Source organism: Algoriphagus sp. Y33 (assembly GCF_014838715.1).
Taxonomy (GTDB): domain Bacteria; phylum Bacteroidota; class Bacteroidia; order Cytophagales; family Cyclobacteriaceae; genus Algoriphagus.
The window spans coordinates 609,462-633,022 of the sequence record NZ_CP061947.1 but is presented as its reverse complement, the minus strand read 5'-3'; the positions used below and the strand labels follow the sequence as shown (position 1 = coordinate 633,022).

General features: G+C 41.8%; 24 protein-coding genes and 2 pseudogenes. 7 read left to right on the top strand and 19 right to left on the bottom strand.

Features of this window, described 5'->3' with window-relative positions; genetic code table 11:
* Positions 1–16: 16 nt before the first annotated feature.
* From ID165_RS02675 to ID165_RS02635, 10 genes and pseudogenes are all read right to left on the bottom strand, one after another.
* Positions 17–1,027, bottom strand: coding sequence for a FecR family protein (locus ID165_RS02675; RefSeq protein ID WP_192348855.1), 1,011 nt, complete (start codon positions 1,025–1,027; stop codon positions 17–19).
* Positions 1,028–1,118: 91 nt separating this feature from the next.
* Entirely contained in the window at positions 1,119–1,721 is a 603-nt protein-coding gene (locus ID165_RS02670) for an RNA polymerase sigma-70 factor (protein ID WP_192348854.1), read from the bottom strand.
* A gap of 272 nt (positions 1,722–1,993) precedes the next feature.
* Positions 1,994–2,332: pseudogene (locus ID165_RS26865) on the bottom strand (transposase); the annotation flags it as partial.
* A 62-nt stretch (positions 2,333–2,394) separates the two neighbouring features.
* Complete coding sequence (locus tag ID165_RS26860) at positions 2,395–2,706, bottom strand: transposase (protein ID WP_192348853.1); 312 nt, start codon at positions 2,704–2,706, stop codon at positions 2,395–2,397.
* A gap of 181 nt (positions 2,707–2,887) precedes the next feature.
* Positions 2,888–3,409 carry a hypothetical protein gene (locus ID165_RS02655; RefSeq protein WP_192348852.1) on the bottom strand — a complete coding sequence of 174 codons (522 nt, stop codon included), beginning with the start codon at positions 3,407–3,409 and terminating at the stop codon, positions 2,888–2,890.
* A 279-nt stretch (positions 3,410–3,688) separates the two neighbouring features.
* A complete protein-coding gene (locus ID165_RS02650; protein ID WP_225587180.1) occupies positions 3,689–4,885 on the bottom strand; it encodes a type IV secretory system conjugative DNA transfer family protein in 1,197 nt (398 codons plus the stop codon).
* A gap of 42 nt (positions 4,886–4,927) precedes the next feature.
* Entirely contained in the window at positions 4,928–5,365 is a 438-nt protein-coding gene (locus ID165_RS26530) for a YWFCY domain-containing protein (RefSeq protein ID WP_225587179.1), read from the bottom strand.
* A gap of 22 nt (positions 5,366–5,387) precedes the next feature.
* A complete protein-coding gene (locus ID165_RS02645; protein WP_192348851.1) occupies positions 5,388–5,798 on the bottom strand; it encodes a hypothetical protein in 411 nt (136 codons plus the stop codon).
* Positions 5,764–6,477, bottom strand: a complete 714-nt coding sequence (locus ID165_RS02640; RefSeq protein ID WP_192348850.1) for a relaxase/mobilization nuclease domain-containing protein — start codon at positions 6,475–6,477, stop codon at positions 5,764–5,766. Before ID165_RS02640 ends, ID165_RS02645 begins: the two co-directional genes overlap by 35 nt.
* Before the next feature lie 71 nt (positions 6,478–6,548).
* On the bottom strand, positions 6,549–6,923 hold the full coding sequence (locus tag ID165_RS02635; RefSeq protein WP_192348849.1) for a hypothetical protein: 375 nt from the start codon (positions 6,921–6,923) through the stop codon (positions 6,549–6,551).
* A 300-nt stretch (positions 6,924–7,223) separates the two neighbouring features.
* On the opposite strand from ID165_RS02635, the gene ID165_RS02630 reads away from it, so the two are divergent.
* Positions 7,224–7,673 carry a zinc ribbon domain-containing protein gene (locus ID165_RS02630; RefSeq protein ID WP_192348848.1) on the top strand — a complete coding sequence of 150 codons (450 nt, stop codon included), beginning with the start codon at positions 7,224–7,226 and terminating at the stop codon, positions 7,671–7,673.
* 185 nt (positions 7,674–7,858) lie between these two features.
* On the opposite strand, the gene ID165_RS02625 is transcribed toward ID165_RS02630, so the two are convergent.
* Entirely contained in the window at positions 7,859–8,077 is a 219-nt protein-coding gene (locus ID165_RS02625) for a hypothetical protein (protein WP_192348847.1), read from the bottom strand.
* A 126-nt stretch (positions 8,078–8,203) separates the two neighbouring features.
* Here ID165_RS02625 and ID165_RS26855 point away from each other — a divergent pair, with 126 nt between their 5' ends.
* A complete protein-coding gene (locus ID165_RS26855; protein ID WP_255505129.1) occupies positions 8,204–8,332 on the top strand; it encodes a hypothetical protein in 129 nt (42 codons plus the stop codon).
* A gap of 3 nt (positions 8,333–8,335) precedes the next feature.
* The gene (locus ID165_RS26525) at positions 8,336–8,482 is read left to right on the top strand and encodes a hypothetical protein (RefSeq protein WP_225586956.1); all 147 of its coding nucleotides are present in this window, start codon (positions 8,336–8,338) and stop codon (positions 8,480–8,482) included.
* A 1,028-nt stretch (positions 8,483–9,510) separates the two neighbouring features.
* Here ID165_RS26525 and ID165_RS02615 read toward each other — a convergent pair.
* The 3 genes and pseudogenes from ID165_RS02615 to ID165_RS02605 all read right to left on the bottom strand — a co-directional run.
* Positions 9,511–10,020 (bottom strand): annotated as a pseudogene (locus tag ID165_RS02615) (terpene synthase family protein); the annotation flags it as partial.
* A gap of 21 nt (positions 10,021–10,041) precedes the next feature.
* Positions 10,042–10,416 carry a hypothetical protein gene (locus ID165_RS02610; protein ID WP_192348845.1) on the bottom strand — a complete coding sequence of 125 codons (375 nt, stop codon included), beginning with the start codon at positions 10,414–10,416 and terminating at the stop codon, positions 10,042–10,044.
* Positions 10,413–10,976, bottom strand: a complete 564-nt coding sequence (locus ID165_RS02605) for a Crp/Fnr family transcriptional regulator (RefSeq protein ID WP_192348844.1) — start codon at positions 10,974–10,976, stop codon at positions 10,413–10,415. The genes ID165_RS02610 and ID165_RS02605 overlap by 4 nt, the downstream gene beginning before the upstream one ends.
* A 297-nt stretch (positions 10,977–11,273) precedes the next feature.
* Between ID165_RS02605 and ID165_RS02600 the strand changes: the two genes are divergently transcribed.
* Positions 11,274–11,729, top strand: a complete 456-nt coding sequence (locus ID165_RS02600) for a MauE/DoxX family redox-associated membrane protein (RefSeq protein WP_225586955.1) — start codon at positions 11,274–11,276, stop codon at positions 11,727–11,729.
* Between the two features lie 626 nt (positions 11,730–12,355).
* Positions 12,356–12,619 carry a hypothetical protein gene (locus tag ID165_RS02595; RefSeq protein ID WP_192348843.1) on the top strand — a complete coding sequence of 88 codons (264 nt, stop codon included), beginning with the start codon at positions 12,356–12,358 and terminating at the stop codon, positions 12,617–12,619.
* A 103-nt stretch (positions 12,620–12,722) separates the two neighbouring features.
* On the opposite strand, the gene ID165_RS02590 is transcribed toward ID165_RS02595, so the two are convergent.
* Genes ID165_RS02590 through ID165_RS02580 form a run of 3 tightly spaced genes read right to left on the bottom strand, consistent with a single transcriptional unit; the run spans position 12,723 to position 19,008 of the window.
* Positions 12,723–14,072 carry a RagB/SusD family nutrient uptake outer membrane protein gene (locus tag ID165_RS02590; RefSeq protein ID WP_192348842.1) on the bottom strand — a complete coding sequence of 450 codons (1,350 nt, stop codon included), beginning with the start codon at positions 14,070–14,072 and terminating at the stop codon, positions 12,723–12,725.
* An 18-nt stretch (positions 14,073–14,090) separates the two neighbouring features.
* Positions 14,091–17,291, bottom strand: coding sequence for a SusC/RagA family TonB-linked outer membrane protein (locus ID165_RS02585; protein WP_192348841.1), 3,201 nt, complete (start codon positions 17,289–17,291; stop codon positions 14,091–14,093).
* A 10-nt stretch (positions 17,292–17,301) separates the two neighbouring features.
* A complete protein-coding gene (locus ID165_RS02580; protein WP_192348840.1) occupies positions 17,302–19,008 on the bottom strand; it encodes a thioredoxin family protein in 1,707 nt (568 codons plus the stop codon).
* Positions 19,009–20,226: 1,218 nt separating this feature from the next.
* On the opposite strand from ID165_RS02580, the gene ID165_RS02575 reads away from it, so the two are divergent.
* Together ID165_RS02575 and ID165_RS02570 are read left to right on the top strand one after the other, a co-directional pair.
* Entirely contained in the window at positions 20,227–20,811 is a 585-nt protein-coding gene (locus tag ID165_RS02575) for a hypothetical protein (RefSeq protein WP_192348839.1), read from the top strand.
* Between the two features lie 137 nt (positions 20,812–20,948).
* Positions 20,949–21,785 (top strand): hypothetical protein, encoded by an 837-nt coding sequence (locus tag ID165_RS02570; protein ID WP_192348838.1) that lies wholly within the window; start codon positions 20,949–20,951, stop codon positions 21,783–21,785.
* Between the two features lie 133 nt (positions 21,786–21,918).
* On the opposite strand, the gene ID165_RS02565 is transcribed toward ID165_RS02570, so the two are convergent.
* Positions 21,919–22,833 carry an RES domain-containing protein gene (locus ID165_RS02565; RefSeq protein ID WP_192348837.1) on the bottom strand — a complete coding sequence of 305 codons (915 nt, stop codon included), beginning with the start codon at positions 22,831–22,833 and terminating at the stop codon, positions 21,919–21,921.
* A 1-nt stretch (position 22,834) separates the two neighbouring features.
* Positions 22,835–23,560, bottom strand: coding sequence for a hypothetical protein (locus tag ID165_RS02560; protein ID WP_192348836.1), 726 nt, complete (start codon positions 23,558–23,560; stop codon positions 22,835–22,837).
* Position 23,561 lies beyond the last annotated feature (1 nt).

Sequence of the window (23,561 nt, the reverse complement as noted above, 5' to 3'; positions counted from 1 at the left end):
CTTTTATGCTTTTATATCATGGTATTGTTTTTTTAATGTGAACTCTATTCTGATCAATAGCGAAATCAAAGTTTAATGAGAAACCTAGACCGGTGAGTAAATCTTTTAAATTTTTGTTCTGGAATGAGCCGATAACTTTTTTATTGACATCAACTCCATTATCAATCTCAAAATCAACAGAATACCAATGTGACAAGTCCTCCAGGATATCAGCAAAAGGTTTCTTATCAAATACCAGCTTATTTTCTTTCCAGGCCGTGACATTTTCTATATCGAATGCATGAACTGAAATACCTTCTTCAACCTTTGCTTTAGGATTCCATGAAGCCATTAAGCCAGGGGTAAGTTCTATTTGATTAGAGCGGTTGATTACTGCCACTTTGCCCTCTACCAATGCTATCCTATGAGATTGGTCACGAGAATAAACATTAAACTGGGTACCTAATGCTTTAGTGGTTGTTTCCTCTGAAATTACTTTGAATGGTTTGTTTGGATCAGAAGCTACCTCAAAAAAAGCTTCTCCCTTTAAATGGATCACCCTGTCTTTAATTCCATATTCAGAAGTAAAGCTGATTTCGGAATCTGAATTGACTACAACCTTGGTTTTATCAGACATAATCAACGTCAATTTCTCCCCTGGCCCAGTAGTTCTTGTTGTACTAGTGACCTGCAATTGGAGTTGATCAGTTTTTATACTGCCTTTTTCCTTAAAACTGTCTATCAAAACATAAGAGCAAAATAGAATTAGCAAAACGCTTGCAGCTACTCTTAAACTTTTAAATAGCAACGCCTTCTTTTCATATTTTCTTTGAGGAGTAGACATTTCTATTCTATTGTGAATACTGTTAAGAATTTCATAGTAATTTACATCATCAATAGTACTGGACGAAGTTAATCTCCAGTACTTTTCTAAAACCTCCTCAAAGTGCCTTTTTGATCCGGGCTCTTCAAGCCATCTCCGAAATTCTTGCTCCTCTTGAATGGAAGCCTTGCCTTTCAAATAGTTAATGATTTTGTGTTCTTCCAAAACGAATGATATTTGTTATAGAAACCAAAACACAGGAAGAATACTTAGTGGAAAGAAAAAAAAATCAAAATAAATTTAATGAACCGATATTTTACAAAATAGTATTGAAGTGAATCAAAGCTAGAATAAGTGATAATGGGTAAGAGAAATGAGCTTGCATTTCCTTTCTGATGGTCTTAGTAGCTAAGTAAATATGGTGTTCAATAGTCCTCTGAGAAAGATTCATTCGGCTTGCAATTTCCAAAGAAGAATAGCCTTCCAGTTTATTTAATTTAAATACTTCTTGCTGGACTTTGGGTAAATTAGAGATATAAAAATTAGCGATTGAAGTGAGGTCTCGGAATTCTATTTCATCTTCAATCTTATTCTCATTTAAAAATGCATATTCGGGGGCGTCTTCTAGTGAGCATGAAAGTTTCCTGTCACGTGCATAATTATACATGTAAAACTTTACAGCTTGGAACAAATAGGACTTGAAACTCTTGGAAGTATGCAGCTCAGCTCTCATGTTCCAAATTCTGATAAAGATTTCCTGAACAGCATCTTGAGCCAATTCTCTATCCGGGAAAAAAGTTAGTGCGAAAGCCATCAATTTTTTGACATAACGAAAATACAGTTCATCAAAAGCAGAGACATCCCCCTCCTTCAACATGATCAGTAAACCTTGGTCACTATGATTGCTCAGTTTACCCATGGTTATGGATCTTTTGGCTATTAGCAATAAAACAAATATCCTTTTACAAAAAGATGAACTTGCAATACTTTACTGGGTTTATTGAGAATTGTATTGAAACAACAATCGGATAATAGGTCATTAAACTTATCATTATTTTTTCTAAAACCCATAATTGGATCCATCCATAATTGATAATAAGTCAGTAGTACCCTGCAAACTAAAACTTATTTTTAAAGCTGAATCTTGGCGATGCACATCTATACTTTTTGCTTATCAACCTGAGTTCGATTTTAAAAATCTGCTAATAGATTCGTTTCGACGGGTTGATATTTGATGGCGGTTTTTTCAGGGAAGAAGGAATAGGAAATTAAACCTGAAATATGGTTGGCAATAAAGTTCCCAAATGACCAATGTCTGGAATTTTCGACCTGGCAGATAGTTTTGAGTTCGTCATTGACGGTTTCTATAACCGATCTTTTTCTGAGCAGGTTTTTATCCTTGAGTTCCATCAGCACATTCTTCATATTGTTCCAGATGCATGAAATCAAATGTAGTCCGTCCAAGAACAACACCTGTGTCAATTGGCTTGAAACGTAGCCTTTATTCGTGTATAGTTTTCCCTTAAGGGTTTGATAAAAGACTTGTTTTTATGGGCTCCCAGTCGTCTGTATTGCCGGCGTGATGGCAAAGTTCAGCAGCCCCCTTTGTCGTTAATGACTATATATACCTTAAAACCAAAGAAATAAGCCATCGTTAACTTGCTTACCTGTGCCAATCCTTCGAATACTTTGTTTCTTTTGATGCGCTTGATTTCACATGCCCTTATCGGAGTGGAGTCAATAAAGGAGATACCAGTCTCTTCACTCAGACAACAAGTTTTCATAAAGATTGCCATCGGTAAGGCAGCTGCTTGCATAAGTTCCACAAACCTTTTGTAGGGGACTGTCTTGGGGAACAAATCAGACTTGAGCTTTTGCACATAATACAGGTATAAGTGGTTCATTGTTCTTGAACCACTCGGAGTGAAACAATACCACGATTGCAATCACTTGAGAATTTAGCAAATGAGATAAAGATCGGTATGCAAACACTATTGAAATATGTGACTATATCCTAACATTTGACCTAAAAACATGTAAATCTCAGGATTTAGAATACTTAAGAGCTAGTCCGTCATGAGAAAACTAATCATAGTGACTAGCCTCAACCTTAGAATACGTTTGAGATCCATCACAAATACTAATAAACCCTAAAGTTTCACTGCAACTATAACCTAACAAAAAAGAGTTAGTTTTATCGTCCATAATAAAGCTTCCTTTTTGTGTAGAGTTTGAAGTATTAAGAACATTTACTAATTGGTTTTTAGGTACACAACCTTCAAATACGTCAAAAGAGGAGGTGTCAATTCCAAAAAAAGAGGCAAATAAAATACTAAACTCATCACCTTTAATTGAATAAACCCCTTCACTATAGGCTATTAAACAAAGTTCTTCAAAACCTATTGGTGTAAGGAAGGTCTCAATCGATACATTTCCTGATTTAGAGAAGGTCATAAACGTAGAGTACACAGGATTGCCTTCTTCAGGCTGATACTTAGCCAAATAAGTACCTTCAATAAACGTTACCGGTGCATCACCCTCATTTCCACAAGAAAAGAACATGAACACCAGAAAAATAATTAGAAGAAGCGGAAATTGTTTTTGCATAATTTATCAAAGTCTTACTTTAAACGTTATTACTTTAGGAATTACGTATTGAACATTTAAAGTGCTACAAGAAATTTAAAAAAAAACCGTTGCTTTCCTATTTTGTATCAGTAATTCGATAATCCCCTCTAATGCACTAGCGAGCCTAACTCATTTTATTTCTTCAAGTAAACCTGAAGAAATAGAAACAGTAAAAAAATTAGTGATCAGCGTACTGAATAGGAATCATTAATTCATTCAACAGAAAATAATCAGTGGGGGGGTAATACGTTTTTTTAGTTACCCTTCCTTCCTAATCACCAAATGCTTCTGTCCTGGATCATTCAATAACCTGCTCATTTCGGCCTGTATGATATCCTGAACATCCTGCTTGATCTGTAGGTAGTTTCGCTGCACAATAGTGCTGTCTATTTTTCGGATTTCAGGTATGGGAACATAATTTTCCTGCTCCTTTTTCAGGGCATTGTGGTCATTGATAATCTCCGAATGAAATGCTTTTAGACTCAACTTGCAGTCCGGATTATCGGCTACCGTACCGACGAATTCTCCTGAGGAAAGTGAGGATATCCCGGAAGGCGGCACAGCAGATTCCAACTGTTTTGATTTGCTGATTGAAGTGTCTGCACTGTTGATCGAAAGGCTCTGCCTGTCCTGCATAATTTTCCCTATCCTATCTGATAATTGCTTTACCGAATCACCGGTCACCTGCCCCGAAACAATGTTACCAACGATACCCATGATCACATCTGCCAGTTCGTGTCCATAGTCTTTTCTTAGCTGGCTGATATCCTGAATACCCAGGGTTGTTGCTACTTTATTGCTACGTGCAGTGGCAATCAGGCTGTCCATTCCATTTATATAGATCGTCGGATATTCATCAAACACCAGACTGCTTTTCAGCTTATCTTTCTTGTTCACCAGCTTCACCAGGCGGTTTACATACAATGAAAGTACGGCTCCGTATATCTGGATTTTCTGGGGATTGTTTCCCATGCAAACCAGCTTTGGCTCTTCGGGATTATTGATATCCAGTGTAAAATCATTACCGGAAAGCACATAGTACAACTGTGCTGAGGACAGTCTTGCTATGGATATTTTGGCAGAGGCGATCTGTCCTTCCAACTGCTCCATCACATCATTCAGGTAGGCATTTACAAAAGGATTGATCAGCACATCAATATCCTTTTCCGTCCTCAATACCGTAAACAACTCGTCGTAATCAGCCTGCATCAACTCAATCACATGGGGCAAGGTACAGAACTCACCATCATTGTATTTGCGTAAAAACCAGATGATGGCAGTCAGGAAATTGATCGGTGATTCCACAAAAAAGTCTCCCTGCTTTTTGATCCATTCCCTGTTCAACCCCATCAAAATAGTCCGTGCCGACTCTGCTACATCGGTAATATCCAGCATGGTTTCCGGTGCCAACGGATTGCATCTGTGACTCCGGGTGAGATCATCAAAATTGATCACGAAGAACTCTGGGACCACTTTATAACTAGCCTTATTTTTTAATCAGGTATTGTAGACAATAGCCGATAGATCATCGAATTTGAAGTCATACACAAACATGGAGAAGCCTTTTTTAATGTGCTGTGTGATCACATGACGGATGACAAAATAGCTTTTCCCTGACCCCGGTGTCCCAAGTACCATCAGGCCACGAAAGGGATTGATGATATTGATCCAGCTATTTCGAACCTTGCCTTTCAGATTATATTTCGCTGGTAGATTTATCGAAAACTCGTTTTCCAACAGCCTTTCTTCCTGAGGAAAAGTCTCATTTTCTGAGTTGAAAACATCGCTATTGAGCTTGGCATGGATAATTCTGGACAGCTTTGTCCCTCCTGAAAGAAGAAGCAAAAAACCCAATGAAGTTACCGTCATATAGCCAACTGAAATCCATTCCAACCGGACATTAAACTGTAGTACAAAATAGCTCCCAAAGTAAATCCCTCGAATCGTTTAATGCTTGTTATTTTTGTCCGCTCTCCTTTGTCGTTATTAATGGCTGACCTCCTTGTTTTTCGTTCAATTGACCACGTGATTTTGTCAGTGGTCCCAGTCTAATCCCACTTTTAGCTGATTGAAAACCTGTTCTATCCAACAGTCCCTTGGCACTGTAATCTTTACCCAATACACTCCCGTTGAATACACATTTGCTCCGGTGATCAACATAGGTGATGCCATACAATCGACCCTCTTGATTCTCTCGTTTCACCGAGGCTATCCCTAGTTTTTCCAAGCTTTTTATCACTTCTCCCAGGCTCTTTCCAGGAATCTTCAACAGCGTTAAATCAATAGCAGAACGGGTAGATTTAAGTTGTTTTTTACGCTCCATCTCATTGGCCTCAAAGCGGGATTCTATGGAATTCAGAGTTGCCATGAAATAAAAAACTACTGGCTTTGATCGGCACCCCAACCTTATTTCCCTGATCATCCAAGACCTGGTAAACCAGTCCCCTGTTTTTGAAAATCCGTGACTCTTCTCTTCCTCTATCGGCAAGTATCCGATATTGGCTTAGTACTGCGTTCAGCTCTGGAAGAGAAGTGAATTTGTAGTTGTTGAGCACATGTTGAAGCACATTTCCTATAGTACGTTTGGTTTCTGATTTGCCGTATTCTAATCTGGAAATGGCAACTGGTTTGGCGATAAAAAGTCCCTGTTTTTGTGACTCGGCTGGCACCAACCCAAACTGTTTTTCTATTGCTTTTCGGGTCGGTTCAGACTTGAGTTTACCGATGTTATGCAATGGAATCCGCTTGCCGTCGAGCTCAATATTCGTAGTCACAATATGAAGGTTTGGGTGACCAGCATCGGTATGTTTATATACCAGGTAGGGCTGGTTTTCAAAGCTGATCCCGCGCATATATTCATTGGCTATCTTTTGTAATTTTTCTTTTTCAAAGTCTTCTCCTGGAGAAAAATTCAAAGAAATATTGACTGCATTTACCGACGTTCTGGAATTCAATCCAGCAAGTTTCAGCAAATACTTTAGGCGTAATTCAACTGACTGCTCTGCATCTTTGCTGGGGTAATTCAGGGCTAAAAGGAATTCTGCCATTCCCTCATTCACCTTATTTTCATTGTAGTGAAACGGACATCTCAAAGACTTGCTGGTCTTTATGATTGCAACTATTTTTCAGCTGTTTGATCAATAAATCGACTGACTTGCTTCAGTGCTACTTGGATGCTTTGCTCCAATTTCTCAACCGGTAAACGGTTGGAAGTAATTTCATTTTCAGTCGCCGTATTCATCTTTTTAGCCAACTGGTTGTAATTGGTAGCCAGGCCGTGGAGATCCCGCTTCAGTGTAGTCAACTCCTTTAAAAGTTCTTGCATACTAGTATCTCGATACCTGCCAACTACCACCTTCTTGAGCAATATCCTTCTGGAATAATCACTTAAACTATCATGAACGGTCTCCCCAAAATTCGTCTTTAGCTTTATCAACTCCCGGTCAGTCAATCGGATATGCAACCATTTGTTTCTCTTGTTTTCTTCCTTCATCGCAGTTCATTTTCACAGTTCAAAAGCGTTTCAAATTCAAACCCGCACGACTTCGGAGTGCGGGTCCCAAGATCCGGTTGTGATACAACCGTACATCTTGCCGATTTCGGAGGACACAGGAAATCCCGTTAGCTTATTGAAGAACTACTGTAACTTACAAAACTCCCTAGTACCCGTTGAGATCAGGCGATACAAGTCTAAAAAACAGAAAGCACTCTTTCACTACCTGTTTAAATTATAACTAGCTTTATTCCTCTCCATCAAAATTAGCTTCTGAAAAAAAATCAATCTCTCACAAATATGTCCGAAAAGCGATTCCAAGATCAAAATAAACGCCTCAGTGAATTTCAAATCCAGGTATTAGTCAAATGCCCAGCATGCTCCGGAAAAGCCAATTCACAAGTCTCTTATGAGGAGAATAGGGCAAGAATTTATTGCACCAATTGTGGACACACTAAGGAAGTAACTACAGAGATTTCACTCTTCGGTTCAAAAGGCCATTGGATGATAGCTGCAAATCAGTATTTCAACGCAGAACTATGGCTGCAATCCCCCTTCAAAAATGATGTATTTTGGGCTTACAATGCCGATCATCTGGCATACCTTGAAAAATACATTGCTGCAGACTTGAGGGAACATAAGGACCGGCAGCATTATACCTTACTTGAAAAACTACCAAAATTCTACCATGAAGCCAAGAACAGGGCAGCACTTCTAAAAATTATTGAAAAGCTTAAGAAGTCAATTTAAATCTCTTATAAAAAATAGCAAGGATAAGAATAGTTCAGGTGAGAGTCAGGGCTTTCAATTCACCTTGAATGCAAGCCACTGATTCTAGTCTTCAAGCTTGCTTTATTGGCCGCTTATCAACATCAAGATCGCAACCAAATTGACACCAAAGCCGATCCCCAAATTCGTCCAGATCTTTCCTTGCTTTACTTTCTTGGCCTTTTAGTGTAGCCATTGTAATTATTGCTCAGCTTATTCAACTCAGAGTCAGGATTTCCCAGGTTCTCATCTTTGGGCTGGGTAGAAGAGGTAGCTATTGCCTGCACATAGCTTACAACCAGAGAAACAATACTTGCAATTGAAGTTCCCGGTCCAGCTCCTTTATAACCTCTATAATATTTCTCTGCATCCATCTGCCCCTTCACATACTAGTCTTCATTCAGGGTCGTACAAATAACCCACTATCCTAATCAATTTCTAAATAGCCCCTTTCCAGTCGATTAAGGTAGGTTTAGCCATGCAATTATTCTAAATCTAAAACCAATTATGCTATGGCAAACTCATCACTCGAAACCATCTACGAAACCCTACTTGCTGTTCCCGGAATGCATGACACTGTAAAGATCGATCTCAAAATTCCGAGAAAAACCGTATTGCTGTTAACTGAAGTAATTACCTGAGGAATGGAACAAAAATCAGAATCCGGAAAGCCCGCAATCAGCATTTCCAAAGAATCCGAAGAAGAACTGAATACCATTATTTCTGAAAGTCTGGAGAAAGCGGGATTGACAGAACTTAGCCAACGGCTCAAAAAATTACAGTCTGCCTAAGAATCATCCCGATTATCAAATCTGTCTTATCCCAAAGAATTTATGGACGTCAGGGAGTGATTGATTGGGATGGGGCAGATCTTCTTTGAGCCACAGCCCTGTTCCGATGGAACAAGGAAGTGGGATGTGGATTCTGAGTTATATCCCGCATTATTTTTCACCCGTCATTATTTCTTCATAAAACAATCTCTCTCACATACATCCATCAAAATACCAAGAGGAATATACCTCCCAGAATAAGTGGAATGCTCAAAAAATCTGCTATTCCTTCAATCCTAGAAACAATTAAATGAGATACAGTTATATGAAGAAGGTTTGTCCCGAGGAGGTCAGCAGAGTCTGTGAATCTATATAAGTGGAGACAGAAGACGGAAGAAAAGTCCGATGACCGATGATTGATGTCAGGTGTCAGGTGATAGATTAAGGGTTAAGAGGTTAAAAGTTCACTAGTAGTGTGTGGTAAGAATTTAGATTGATTGATCTCCAAAATCCCGCAGAAACAAAGCAATGCCGTAGGCATGTCAGATTTTATAGCGGCGGGTTTTAACCCGGCGTAAAAAAGATCAAAAGGCCATTGCCTCGGATATGAGATACAGTTATATGAAGAAGGTTTGTCCCGAGGAGGTCAGCAAAGTCTGTGAATCTATATAAGTGGAGACAGAAGAAAAGTACAGTGCCGGATGATTAATGCCGGGTGTCAGGTGTTGGTTAAATGTTAATAGTTAAAGGTTAAAAGTTCACTAGTAGTGTGTGGTAAGAATTTAGATTGATTGATCTCCAAAATCCCGCAGAAACAAAGCAACCCCAGAGGCCCGTCCGAATGGATTGATCCGGGCGGAGGCGGCAGAGTCTGTGGATTGTCGGATTAGAAATCCTACGATAACAGCGCAATACTTATCGGGAGTCGAGCAGCAAGTAGCATTTGAATTGTAAAGTTTACCTATCAACTAAAGGCAGTCAGGAGACTGCATTATCCACCGCACAAGTCATGAGACTTGCGCGAGCTGGGGACTTGCGCGAGCTGGGGCTCATCGCCAAACATCCCCATCCTTGCCATTACTATATCGCTTGCTTTCCTGCGACCAGAACAGACACCCTCCCAGAAGCAGGAAAAGACCGTCAACCCATCGTGCGCCTTCCTGAGAGTTCTTACCGATAGAAATGCCTATGTCATTGATTTTCTTATACAGGTATGAAAGCCTCCCTTGGACTGATTCTTCACTTCCTTTCATACCATGGTCAATTGACAAGAGGAGTACTTCATTGTGATAATCCCCTATAGCTTGCTCCTTTACGGAGGAGGCCAGGTCGTTTGTCAGGTAGATGTATCCGGCGATAGCATCCTCGAGCTCTTTGGAATCACCCTTATGTCCTCCATATTCTCGCCGGAGCAGGTGGATAGCGATGTACACCCCAGAACTATGAGGCCTCATCTTTCAATACTCATCCAATGATGGCCTCCGGTTTTCCCTCCTATTGTCCCTTTCCCATCGAAGTCCGGCTATATAGTTATCCCAGATGCGATCAAACCCGGCCTTCCAGTCTTCCCCGGGATAATCCTACTTTATCTTCTGATAACACCGGTAGATCGGAAAACCGATAAAGGTCATCTCTGTTATCTCAAGTGACAATTTCCCAGCAGAAAGATAGGTTAAAAAACTGTCCTCATTCTTTTCTTCCACTACGTCCAACAAGTCATCGACCATAAACAGGCAAAAGAACAAATTAGCTATGCTGACCAGCCGATGGCGCTCCATCTGGGGAAACAGATAGCTGGCAAATAAATTCTGCTTCTGGGCGACAGAGCGCTGCAGTACCTCCCAATCTGCCTCGTCATTGACTACGTCCAGCCAGGTAATCGCCCGGGCCAATACCAGCTCTTTTAGTAGGGGCGAATCCGCATGCATGGCCATGGGAAAATCAGTAGGTTTCATAGATCAAAATTTTTTAAGTCATGTTTGAAACGCTCCACCGTACGACGGCTTATCCCGAAGAATGCTCCCAGGTCCTCATTCGTAATCTCCGGTTCAAGCCCGGGAAACATCTTCACAAATTCCTTATATCCAGGATCCAATTTCTTTTTACTCAGTTCAAACACGTTGGAATTACACTCGTTTATCCGAAGGCTGATCTTGTGGGCAACCGTGACAAAATCAGGATTTGCGCTCAACAATTCTCTCTCCGAATCACGGGTAAACTCGTAAAACACCACATCTGTGATGCACTTAAGAAGGGTATCGCTTGGGATACCGCTACGGAATGACCGCTCATCAAAGACAATATCCGTCTGCTTGAATATCATAAACAATGCGTGATTGCTGCCATTGAACTTGTAAGAACCAATAAACCCCTCGCATAGGTACCTGCTGACCCGGTCAGTCTCCCCCGGGTGCTTTAGTGTCTTTCCTCTTTTCAAGTATTTTAATTTCAATTTATCAAACACCTTCACGTAGCTTTTCTCCGGTAAGGGGAATAATTGGTTAATGTCATCCATAAGCAGTTTTTGATACTTATCCACCATGTCAAAAGTCGGTAAAATCAAACAATCAATTTGTGTAGGATAAAAAGTCCAAACCACAAGTATGCTGGCCTTCTCTCAGCAAATCCTACCTATTAATCTAATTAGTAAGGGCATACAATCAAAAAAATCATAGCAGAAATCAAGGAATCAGCCCAAAAATCCGCCATTTGTCGGAGATTTTACCCCGATTTTACATTTCCGACATATGTCGGAGGCCAGGTAGCCGGCGGTGAAGTAATTTTATAATAGCATCAATTACCGCTCTTGAGCATGAATAAAATGAACCCCTATCCCAACACACTTACCCCAGTCCTGGCCGAAGGAGCCGCCTGGCTTCTGGCCGCAGTCTTCACCTATACGGCAGTGAGTAAGGTGTATGATTGGAGTGGGACACAGATGGCGATGTACAATCAAGTATTCCCGATAGGAATGGCTGAGATACTTCTCTATGTATTGCCTGTAGTGGAACTGGGCGTGGCTGTACTTCTGCTGGTCCCGGGCTGGCGAAAGACTGGATTGCTGCTGAGCATGGTATTGCTGAGCCTTTTTACAGGTTATGTCGCGCTGGTATGGCTGGGATTTACGGAACGTGTCCCCTGCTCCTGTGGCGGGGTGCTCAGTAGTCTGGGCTGGGGAGAGCATCTGGTGTTCAATCTGGTGTGCCTGGGGGTGGCAGTATGGGGATTGAGGCACAGAGAAATTGGAGGTCAAGGGTTAAGAGGTTAAGGGTTAAAAGGTTAACCTGTGGGGAGGGATAGTATTTAGCGTGAGGTGTCTCCAAAATCCTGAAGAAAAGAAGCCTGCCGTAGGTAGGCCTGGTCGGTAGCCTAGGGTGGAGACCTGAGGAACGAAGGGTGTAACCCTAGGTCAAAAAAGACAAAAAGGCCATTTCCTCGGACATGAGGTATAGTGATAAGACAAAAGCTTGTCCCGAGGAGGTCTGCAGCTTTTGAGAATCAATTGTCGGATTAGAAATCCTACGATAGGAGATCGGGATTACAAATCCCGATCAGCACAATAGTGGTCTATGGAGACACAGACCACGGTAAAGCAATGCCGTGGTAGGCAGGGAAACGATTAACAGTAACATAAAAACCTTCGAGGCAAGGCAAACCTCAAAGGTTATAACTATAACGCCAAGGCAAATGCAGCCCGACAAATGCGATGGGAGCGGCTTTTAATTGATGTAGAAAAACAGAGCACGGTCCGTGAAGCCACCAGGTGGTTGCCGGACAACAGCAGGGGGCATAAACATCCGATAGCCCCTCTCGGAAGGCCAAGCTGCCCGATTCGTGGTCAGGCAGCTTATCCAAAGCGACCGGAGTTATTAGTAAGCTATAACAATTAAAATTATGAAAATTTCAGTTTTAAACCTCCTACGCGGAGGTGTATTTTCGCTTGCTGTGGTAGCCGCTTTTGCGTTTACCCAGCCTTTAAAAGTCACCACAGCTTATGGTGCAGAAAGGAATGATGATGACGAAGTCATCGCATGGCATCAAGTGGATATCTCAAATCCACAAAATTATGAATGCGAGACAAACCCAAGCCTTGTATGTATTTACGAGGAACAAGATGTCACCTCACCAATGGTGGCACCGGGCAAATTCCTTCCTTAATTAAAATTAGAGGCCGAATTTTTTTCGGCCTCTTTTTTTTTGAACTATACCAATGTTTTTTTATCTGCCCATTCCATTTGGAATCCAGCGTTGGTTACAATAATCATCTAGGATTTTGGGCAATTCCTGAAACCTGAATTTCCTCCGGAGGAATCGGCAAGACATACCTTGGTGAGCCCGGACTTATTTCAAAACTCTCAGATCCGATTTTCCTTGTCACCAAAGTTGCAAATCTTTGATCTTTGTTCAGTCTTCTTAAATCCGTCCATCTGATTCCCCGGAAGATCAGTTCTTTTCTCCTTTCCATAAGGATCAACCTGAGTGCTTCTTCGGAATTGGACGCAGTGTATGGGATGAAGCCCCCCTCTACCCATCTTGTTTCCAACAACGTGTTTAGTATCCCCATCGATTCACCAATATCCCCCCTTCTTGCTGCACATTCAGCCGAAATCAAATACATTTCATTGGTTGCCAATCCTGAAAAACGAACTCTGCTCCCCGAATAATTCCCATCAAAGCTAATCCCCTGTTCATCAGGAGTAAAAAGCAATTCCTTTCTTAGATCATTGTCACCGAACATCCCGACCAAAGTGCTGTCCACAAAGGTCAATCCACTGTTCATATGCCGGTAATTCATCATTTCCAGGTGATGGATCACTTCATCATTGAATAGAGAAAAAGGGTACCTCGCTGCAAGATCCAGCTCCGAGTAATCCAATAAGGTGTTGTTTATTTCCAAAACTTTCCCGGCATGAAATCCCGCTTTTTCATATTCTTCCATTGCCAAATAAATTCTGGCCAAAAGCGCATGTGAACTGATTTTTGAAGGACGGGTCTTATATTCTGCATATTCAGGAAGAAGACCGATTGCAAGCTCCAGATCCCCTGTGATTTGGTCATAGTCTTCCCCTATCGTACCCCTATCAACAAAAGTCGAAACGTTTGGGGACAGACGAAGTGGAACACCAGGGGAATCATTTGCAGAACCTGGACTATATGGGGCAGCAAAAGCACTCAACAGCTGAAAATAAGCCTGAGACCGCATCCATAATGCCCGGCCTCTGAGCTCAATCAACAGTTCTGCGTCATCGGAGTTTTCCGGAACTATTTCACCCGCCTGTTCCAATACCACATTTGCTGCCAGAATCTGTTGGTATGGGACACTCCAGTCACTTCCCAAAAACTCATAAACATCTTCCTGCCAGGCATAGGCGTTTCTCTCAATCAGGGTCAGACCCAAAAAGCCCTCCTCGGTAATATGCAGGTTGTCCGTACTCATTTCAAGTATTCCAGGAGTACTGTTGATCCCCAATAGGGTCGCATCAAGCAATTGCTCCAACTCCACTGCTTTTTGTGGGATTAAAAGGTTGGATTGGGGCTTCTGATCCAAAAAGCCATCACAAGCTCCTAGCATAATCAGGCTGAAGGACAGGATTGTATTTCTAGTATTCATTGCATGTGGATTTAAAGGTTAAAACTCAATTCGTAGCCCGGTTGCCAGACTTCTCAGCGGTCGCATGGATCTGAAATCGGGATCCATACGATCATCAGAGGCCTTCCAGATTATCCCAAGATTATTGGCATAGAAGAACCATTCCAATCGGGAAAGCGGGAGTCTTAACACCGTAGTGTTGAAGTTGTAGGACAGTCTCACGTCCTGTAAGCGGATATTATCCGCCCGTTCAACACGGGCTTCGGAATGTGCGTAAAATGTATCCCTCAGGCTGTTGGTATTAGCCGGTAGAGATGGGACATCCGTTCTGATTTCGTCTCCAGGCTCCAACCAACGGTTTTCAAAATCAGCATGGGGGATGTTTCCTGCAAACACGCCGGAATAATCCACAGCACTTCTCTTGTAATAGTATCCCAAGCGATAACTGATATTGAATGATAGGCTAAATCCCTTGTACGAGAAGTTGTTCATCAAAGAACCAAAGGATGTCGGTCTGGACGCACCATGAAAAGTTATGGATTCAGGTGTAGCACTCGAAATGATTTCACGGTAATCGGTGGATGGCTCTCCGTCCAAAATGCCCCGTGGATCGCCGGTATCCGGATCAAGACCAGCCCAAGGGTAACTGTATATTGCGAACAAGGGTCTGCCTTCCATTGGAAAAGTCCCAAAATATCCCATTAAGTTACTTATGCTGGATTCTTTATCATAGCGGGTAACCTTTTCGCTGACGGTACTCAGGAAAAAACGTGTTTCCCAGCTGAAAAACTTTCCCACAATATTTTTGCTGTTCAACTGAACATCAAATCCCCGGGTTTGGGTTTCAGCAAAATTCCCCCTTAACTGACTGACACCTGTACTTGGTGAAACAGGAAAGTCACCAAACAGATCCCTTCCATTTTTTTGGTACCACTCCACGCTACCACTCAGCCGATCTCCTGCTGACGCAAAATCCAAGGCCAAATTGAAGGTTCCTATTTTTTCCCATCTCAATTCCGGGTTAGGTGGATTGGTGATCCAGGCATATGGTCTTCCCGTCAAAGCATTAAAAGCTCCTGAATAGGTATTAGCGGTAATAAAGGAGGTAACCGAACGGTTGATATTGCCGGCATAACCATAGGTTGACCGTAACTTCAAATAGGGCATCCAGTCAAATCTGTAAAAACGCTCTTCACTGATCGTCCATGCCATGCCCATAGACCAGAGCGGTACTCCCCGCTGATTGGCATTTACCCCGAAAAAATTGCTGGCGTCCCTTCTGGCACTCGCAGAAATAGTATATTTTCCATCATGGGTGTAGGCCGAATTGATGTATTGGGAGAGAAACCGATCCACTGAACCCGGATGGCTTATTCCCGCAGAGGGAATAAGTATCAGCGAATTATTTACCCTACTTGGAAAACGGGTGGCTAAGGGAACAACCACACTTCTGCCATATTCCTCCTCATACCCATAGTACCTTGCTGAATGGGTGACTGAATTCCAATCCCTGACTTCCGCTCCGGCCAGTCCGCTTAATTCCCCTTTTCCCCCGATTGATTTCTGAACCCGCAATTGGGACCGCAGGTTATAGCTATCGGCTGAAGTGTTGGATCGGTCAAAAATACTTTCCAGAGGAACAGGATAGGTTAGCGTACCATCCGGTTCTTCCTGAACAAACCGGTTGGCAAGTTCCCTGGTATAGTAACTGGTTTCAGGATATAATGAACTTCCTGTTCTGTTGTTTCTCCAGCGCTGGTACAATACCTCTACCGAAAGCCAATCCGTAATCCGGTACCCTGCTGATAGATTCAATCTGATTTCCTCCTGGGAATTCTGAAAGTTCATGTTGTTCTTTTCCAGCAAGGGAATGTACCTCCAGTCCAAAGCTCCATCTAACGTATTCGCTTCTGTAAACCTTCTGGAATATTGGCGGATGATGGCTTGGGGATTTCCCGCGTCATCGGTAAGCCTCTCATAGAGGAAGGCTTCCGGCACTTCTGTACGGACAGTGGATTCATTTGAAGTGTAATACAGACCCGCTGAAATTTTCAGGCGGTCTTTTTTCATCAGTGACCAGTCTCCTTTTGCACTCAGGGTAATCCGTTCATCTCCATTGCCAAATACATTTGCCCGATTAGCATCGTAACCTGCCGAAAACGCATAGCGACCACTTCCATCTCCTCCCTGCAAGCCCAAATAATGCTGGCTTCTGATTTCCGGTCTGTAATAATGCCGGTTCAACTCATCCCTGAAATCAGAATTTACAAATTGATCCCGCAGTCTTTGCTTTTCATCATCAGAGATTTTTCCATCACGATGGGCAATCAATGTCTCCACCCATGGGGAAAGTGCTGGTTTGTTTGCGTTGTTTTCACGGACAGCATAGAAGCCTCCTGCAAACAGCTGTTCTTCCAGAGAAAGAAAGGACTCAACACTGGAAACAGGATTGTAAAAAAGGTCAGGGCTCTCGGTTACGCTCACATTACTGCTCAAGCTGACACGGGTCTGCTGTCCGGTCTTTCCTGATTTGGTAGTAATTACTATTACTCCATTTCCCGCACGTGCCCCCCAAATAGAGGCCGCAGCCGCATCTCTGAGAATAGTAATCGATTCCACATCGTTAGGATTGATGCTTTCCAATGGTCCGTCATAGGGGAAATTATCCACAATGATCAGGGGATCGGTATTGGCAAATATCGTGTTTCTGCCACGGATACGGATCCCTTCGCCGGGCCCCTCCCTATTGACCAGAAGGCTTGGGGTCACATCTTCAAGCCGATCCAGCAGATTTGTACTGAACCTTCGGTCAATCAGTTCCTTGTCCACCTGTACAAAGGATCCTGTAGCACGTTCTTGGGGAATTTCCTGATAGCCCGTAGAAACCACCTCCACCTCGGACAGGTTCATCTGATCTTCCTCCAGCCTGACTTCCAGTGGTGTGGATGTGGGGATGGTGACCTGTATCTCTTGGGACTTATAGCCAAGAAAACTTACAACCACCAGATGCTCTCCCCGTGGTAGTTCCAGGAAAAATTCCCCGTCTTCGTCTGAGACTGTACCCCGAAGTGTTCCCTTTAATGTCACGGTTGACCCGGGAATGGGTTGGGAATCTGTGGCGGAAACCACCTTCCCTCGTATGGTATCAGTGTTCTGCGCCGCCGCCTTAAGGTTAATGATCATTCCCAAACCCAGGAGCAACACCAGACGGCACCTAAACTTATAACTATAGCTTTTCATAAACAGGGATTTAAAGTAAGTTGGTTTGACTTGTGGGGTTGGCCAGCGCTCTTTCTATCAGCCCTTCTGCTTCCTCCAAAGTAGCTGGAACCCGACCAAGATTGAGAAGGCTCCCGCCGTCCCTTATGATCATCCACTGGGGGAAACTTTGTATATTATAATGCGAAAGAAAGGAGTTCTTACCTTCCTCTTGCTCAGCATAAGCCGGGGTATAGCCAGCATCCGGAACATTGAGGGTACCGTTTTGCCTCTGCCAGTAGTCGGGCTTTCTGTCGGCACTTACAGAGATAATTTCTACTTTGGGGTGTTCTGCGTATCTGGAAATCAAAGGACTCAGGATTTTTTCATGAAATGCCTTGCATGCACCACATCCGCTGATCCAAAAATCCATCAGGATTACCTTGTCTTTATATTCATCTGTTTGGATACGCTTGCCGTCAATTCCCAGCCAGTCAAAAGAAATGACCTTGCTTCCGCTGCCGAATTTGCCAAGCATGATTTCCAGTTCAGCTTTTAGGCTTGGCTCAGCTACTTGGGAAAGAAGTTCTTTTGCCTGGGATTCAAAATCCGGAATCCTCCTCCTGTAATCACTGAGGTATTGGATCGCCAGGCGATCCGCAACCGCTGAAGGATATTCCCCTTGAACCTGCTCTAAAAAAGACTTGCCATTTACATCGGCACTTAATTTGGATTTGGACAGCAAGAAGTTACGGAATGGGGGCACCTGCAAGGCAGTTTCTATCGGAATGTCCTTTGCAAACTCATCTGCATATTGGGAAATGTAAAGCCCATATTCCCTTTCGGTTTGCGGTTCGTCCAATTGAACTACCCTGTCATATGCCCCCTGTAATCTTCCTACATGGATATACCCCAATCTACCCAATATTCCTGCCTTGACAGCCATTCTATCCGCTTCAGAAAGCCACTTTTCGTAAAATCCAACCCTTTGGCTAACCTCTGCTTCCCATTTTTTATAGTCTATGGATTTAAGAAATACCAATTCGGACTTCCCTGCTACCACGGGGGAGGTTTTCCTACCAAAAGATCGCGAAATAGTATCCCAAGCTGTGTGGTTTTCAGGATCTGCAAGAAATGTCCTATATCCATCATCAGAGTTAAAAGGCAGTACAACATCTGTTTCCTGAACTGAAGTGGATAGTACCTCCTGAAGCTCTTTCTGAAGTCTAAACTTAAAGGAAGAGGGTCCTGAAAAGGTAATCGCTGAAGACTGTGGGTTTACCTGAATCATGATACTATCCCCCGGGCTGACCCAATAATCCCGGATTACCGGATTGTCTCCAAAAGACAAGCGCAAAATGGAGGGGCCTGAAATGGAAGGAGTCCGAAACCGATAGCCTCTTTCCTCACTTGGCATCAGTCCGGTGAGCATATGAGGTTCCATTTGAGGAACTTCCATGCGCTGATGATTGGCAAAGTTTTCCAGTCCGTACATTTCCGCATCCCAGAGGTCAACGATCAGATTGCCTGCAGATTCGGGGGTACGGTGTACCAAATAGACCGTAACCGCAGCAGCCTCCCCCGGCAAAGTATCGGAGCGGGTTTCCCCGCCCCGATGGGTGTCTCCTTGTTCAGGGGAGACGATGGGGCTAGACCTATGAAGAAAATCCGCCCCGGGTGAATCAGCAACTTGTGCTGGGAGTGTGCTTGTGGGTACGCATAGGTATCCCAGTAAGCAGATGAGTATTAATTTTTTCATGAGATTTATAATTGTTTTTTAATGGCCTCATGGAATGCCTTCAACTGAGATAGAATTAGACATAGCTATCCTGCTTCAGGCATTTCATGTGCTTTTTGTTTGTAATGCTGGAAGACGGGAGACCGAAGTGAGTACCGTCATTGCGAGGAGGTACGACGAAGCAATCTCAGTCGTCAGTGTGACCGTCATTGCGAGGACGAAGGACGAAGCAATCTCAGTCGCGGTGAGCAGAAGAGAGAAGTCAGAAATCTAAAGTCAGAAATCTGAAAACCAGATGTCCGATGAGAGCACCGTCATTGCGAGGACGAAGGACGAAGCAATCTCAGCGTACTCAGCACTAACTTCTATGAGATTGCTTTGTCAAGCCACTCTCCTATCGTCGTGTGTCTTTCCTCCCTCCTTCGGCGGACAGGCGCAATGACGTGCACATTACCAAGTCTTGTCTCTAACTTCTTGACTCTTGACTCTTGCTTCTTGCTTCTTGGCTCCAAACAAGACATAGTAATCCCACCTCGCCCCAACCGAGCAACCAGCACTAATGAATACTAAGAAATGTGTCAGCTCTACCGGCTACTGTGAGCTTGCTGACGTGAGTGTGTAGTAACCGATCTGCTCGAAGCTGCGCAACTTCTTAATCGGCGATAAAAAACGAACCCTTTATATAGGATTCTTGGGCTTCAGGGGATACAGGCGATCTACCGCGGCGATGCCGTGTTCCTCTGGTAATGAATAATAGGATCCGATAGGTATCGGAAGAGAACTAACTGACCCGCTTACCAACAGAGCATACCCTCCCACCCTGTGGATCCTACAGGACACTGTCTGCAACAGAAGAGGAAGTAAATCAATCATGCTCGTTTTCATTAGTAATGAAAAATGGTAAAACGAGTCTTCATCGCGATAAAAATGGAGCACCATAGCCTGGGCACCTACTTCTACCGCATCACAAGGTTCCGACGCCTTCTAAGAACGATATCGATAGGGCCCAAGAGCTATAGTGCATACGAAAGTACGCATAATAATCCCTTGAGCATTAACCTACCGTCTCGTCTTAGATCAAATTGTCGGAATTTGTGATCGAGACTCTTTTGGTCAACGCCATCAAGCTGTTAACAATCTCTTATCCAAATAGAAGAGATATCCAAATATAAAAAAAGAGAATCTAAGAAAAAACATTTTTGATAAAATTTGTCGCGACTTTTTAATCTCAATTTGTGAATGGCACAAATTGATACTAAAAAAGCAGAATTACGAAAAAGGAATATTAAAAAACTTCTAATAGATGCTGATTTGACATGGCTAGCATTCCAAGATGGAGCGAAGCTTTCAAGTTCAACTATAAATAGAATCAAAGAGTTGAAAACAAATTTGTCTAAATCAAATCGTCGGAAAATTGAAACCTTTTTTGGACTCAAGGAAGGTGAAATTGATTTAAACAAAAGAATCGAACTACCTATGCCTAAGGAGGAACCTGATAAAGATCCAGAAGAAATTCCTTATCTAACTTTTAAAAATGCAAACAAGGCAAATTTGGACTATTCCCGATCAAAATCGGAGGAGTCAAAGGCTGCCGAATTTGTTCGAATTCATATCCTCAAAGATCCTTATTTTGAAGAAAAGAGAAAAAAATCTGAAATAATTGAGAGATTGAAATCACTTAAGAAATATAAAAAAAGCTATAAAGACCTAGCCATGGCAAAGGAAATTGAAAGAATGCATAATGAAGATAAAACTTTAAAAGTCGAGACTCCTTTTGGGAATAAGTCAGTTTTCCTTTACTACAGAGAAAAAACCACGACATAATCCATCGAGTATAAGATAATAATACGATGATTTGTAAAAATGATAAGAACCGTAACTGCCTAACCAAGTCTGGTTTGGTAGCCACTACACATATTTAACAATATAAAAGTTATCAATATACTTGACGAAGAAGCTCGATGAAAAGTAAAGACTATAAAAATTTCAGGTTTTATGGAATAATCGCATTAATCTCGATTATTTCTGTTCCAATTATCTTAAATTTTATATTACAATTATCTTTTCCAAATATTAGAATTATTGGAAATATTGACACATGGCTAGGATTTTGGAGTGCATACTCAGGTTCAGTTATAGGTAGTATGATTACTCTATTTGTTTTGTACAAGACATTAAGACAAAACCAAGAAAATCACAAAACACAAATTGATTTCCAAATAGAGGCAATAAAACATCAAGGGAATAAGGAGTGGCTGAATAACCTAAAAATAGAGACATTAAAAAATTTATCTATTTTAAATTTTGAAAAAATAGAGTCTTTAGTCAGCCTTATAAAAATTCAATCATCAAATATTGATTTAATAGAAAAAATATCAGCTCACGAGGAAAAAATAAAATCATCAAAAATGACATTTAAAATACTATATAATAACCAATTTTCACACAAAGAGCAGGTTGAATATAAAAAAAATCTAGAAAATCTTGTTTCGCAAAATCTGGAAATTCTATTCACTTTCAAAAACTATATAGTAGTATTGGAAAGGAATATCGACAACTTTTCTAGATTTAATGAAGTAAAAGATATAGTTAAAGAAGAGGATAGAGCAATCCTTGAGAATTCTAAACAAGAAAGTTTTAAAATGGGAATAAAGAAAAAGGAAGAAATAGAAGAAATAATTAGAAAATTCAAAAAAGGAATATTGCTGATTAATTCGAATCTGGAAAAATCTACAATCGACTTAATCAAATTCGAAGAACAGAAAATTTTTAAAGGATTAATAGAAAAATTAAATTAAAGTTTCCCACTCTATTTTAGAGTTGTTGAGTCAACGTCTCCTTACATTTTGCAGGATATGGCAATTCCCCGAATGTGAAGTATGTGGAGGTCTCTATATCAATTATGGGGTTGATCAGACGGATAATTATTTGTTATGTTTCAAAGAACTTACTTTTAATTTTCTCCGATGCTGGTTCCATTTTGTACCATCCGAGATCATTGACATCTGCTTCGGCTATACCGGTTCGGTATAAATTATCCAAGAATACCTTTTTGCCCCGAATTTGAACATGAATGATTAGCGCTTCTTCGAACTGCAAATGGTCATCTACTGTTTTGGGTAATAATGCGACGTTACTCCCCTCATACTCAGTTTTTACGCTGGGATAGATAATACCTTGTACACTGCCGGTTTTAAATGCACTTTCAGCGTAAGCTGCGCTGATCTTGTAATCTGCGTCCGTTATAATCTCCGCTTTTGCAAATTCATCCGAGTAGAACTCAAGTATCGAGATCAATTTCTGAACCTCCTGTTCGGGCATATTTTTACGGAATGCCTTTAAATGAAATTGGTAAGCCTTTTCAATTTCTGGTGTGGTAGCTATCCTCTCTTTTTTAAATACCATTTCAGCGAGACGCATATTCTTTGTGATCTTCCATTTGCTGAAGGTCATAAAAATATCTTTATCGACTTTGCCTTTTTCTTTACTTCTTAGTAATTCGTCCGTCTCTGCCAGGGCAACTATTCTAGGTAGCTGGATTGGACTGCTGATTACTGCACCATAAAACATAGAGGAACCAGGTGAGTTTGCCCTACCAAAACTCTTGATGTTTTCTAGATCAGTGCGATAGGACAACTTCTGCTTAGTGGTAAATATCTCATCCTTTTTATTGATCCGTATCCGTTCAATGTAGTTACCAGCTCGAACCTCGGTCACTAGGATCGGTAATGCGATCTCTTTGTTGACAATATCGATGATCTCAGGATAAGAGATAATGGACAAATCCAACTTTCTAAGCTGGTCTAAGCGTTGTTTTAGATCATTGAGATTTATTTCGGGAAGCATCTCAAATCATATTTAAGCCTTCTTTTTCAGATAGGCTAAGTTTTGTGATCAGGTATCGTTCGATCTCGGAGGCATTTTTCTTTGACCGTCCGGCTGCACAAACTACGTGATACGAGCCGGTTAATTTTTTATTTGTGGTATTTATATCGCCTAGCAGCTCCATAATCCGCGCCTCGATACTTTCTCCAAACAATTTTGGGAATTTTCGGCCAGACTTACCTTTGACTGCAAGGCGAACGTGTTCGTTAAAGCGTTTCATCCAACCTCTTTTTGTGACCCCATAATACACAAACGTCTCTTTATTATTAATTTCCAAAGCATGCAAATAAACCATATAAGTACCGATTATTGGCATCATCCCTTTTAATACATACCGTAACGGGATTTCTATTCTTTGCGGAATATCTAATGTCGGAGAGTTTAAATTGATATGAAGCGCAGGCGGCAAACCTGTATACTCTTTACCTTGCGTGACTGTTGCTGTAGCTAATAATTTACCAGAAGTCAGATATTTATCAAATATCAGGATAATCTGCCCGCCGTTATCGGCAAGCAGCATTGATTCTGCGCCCAGAGTTTCATTATGCGTTATGATCTTTTCAATGAGGCCATTTTTATCATTCAATCCAATCAATACCCCATCAATTACCTGCATATCGTGCAAGTCCAAGGTTAAACCCTGACAAAGATAGCGGAAGTTTTCCTCGTTGAGTAATTTCAGTTCCATT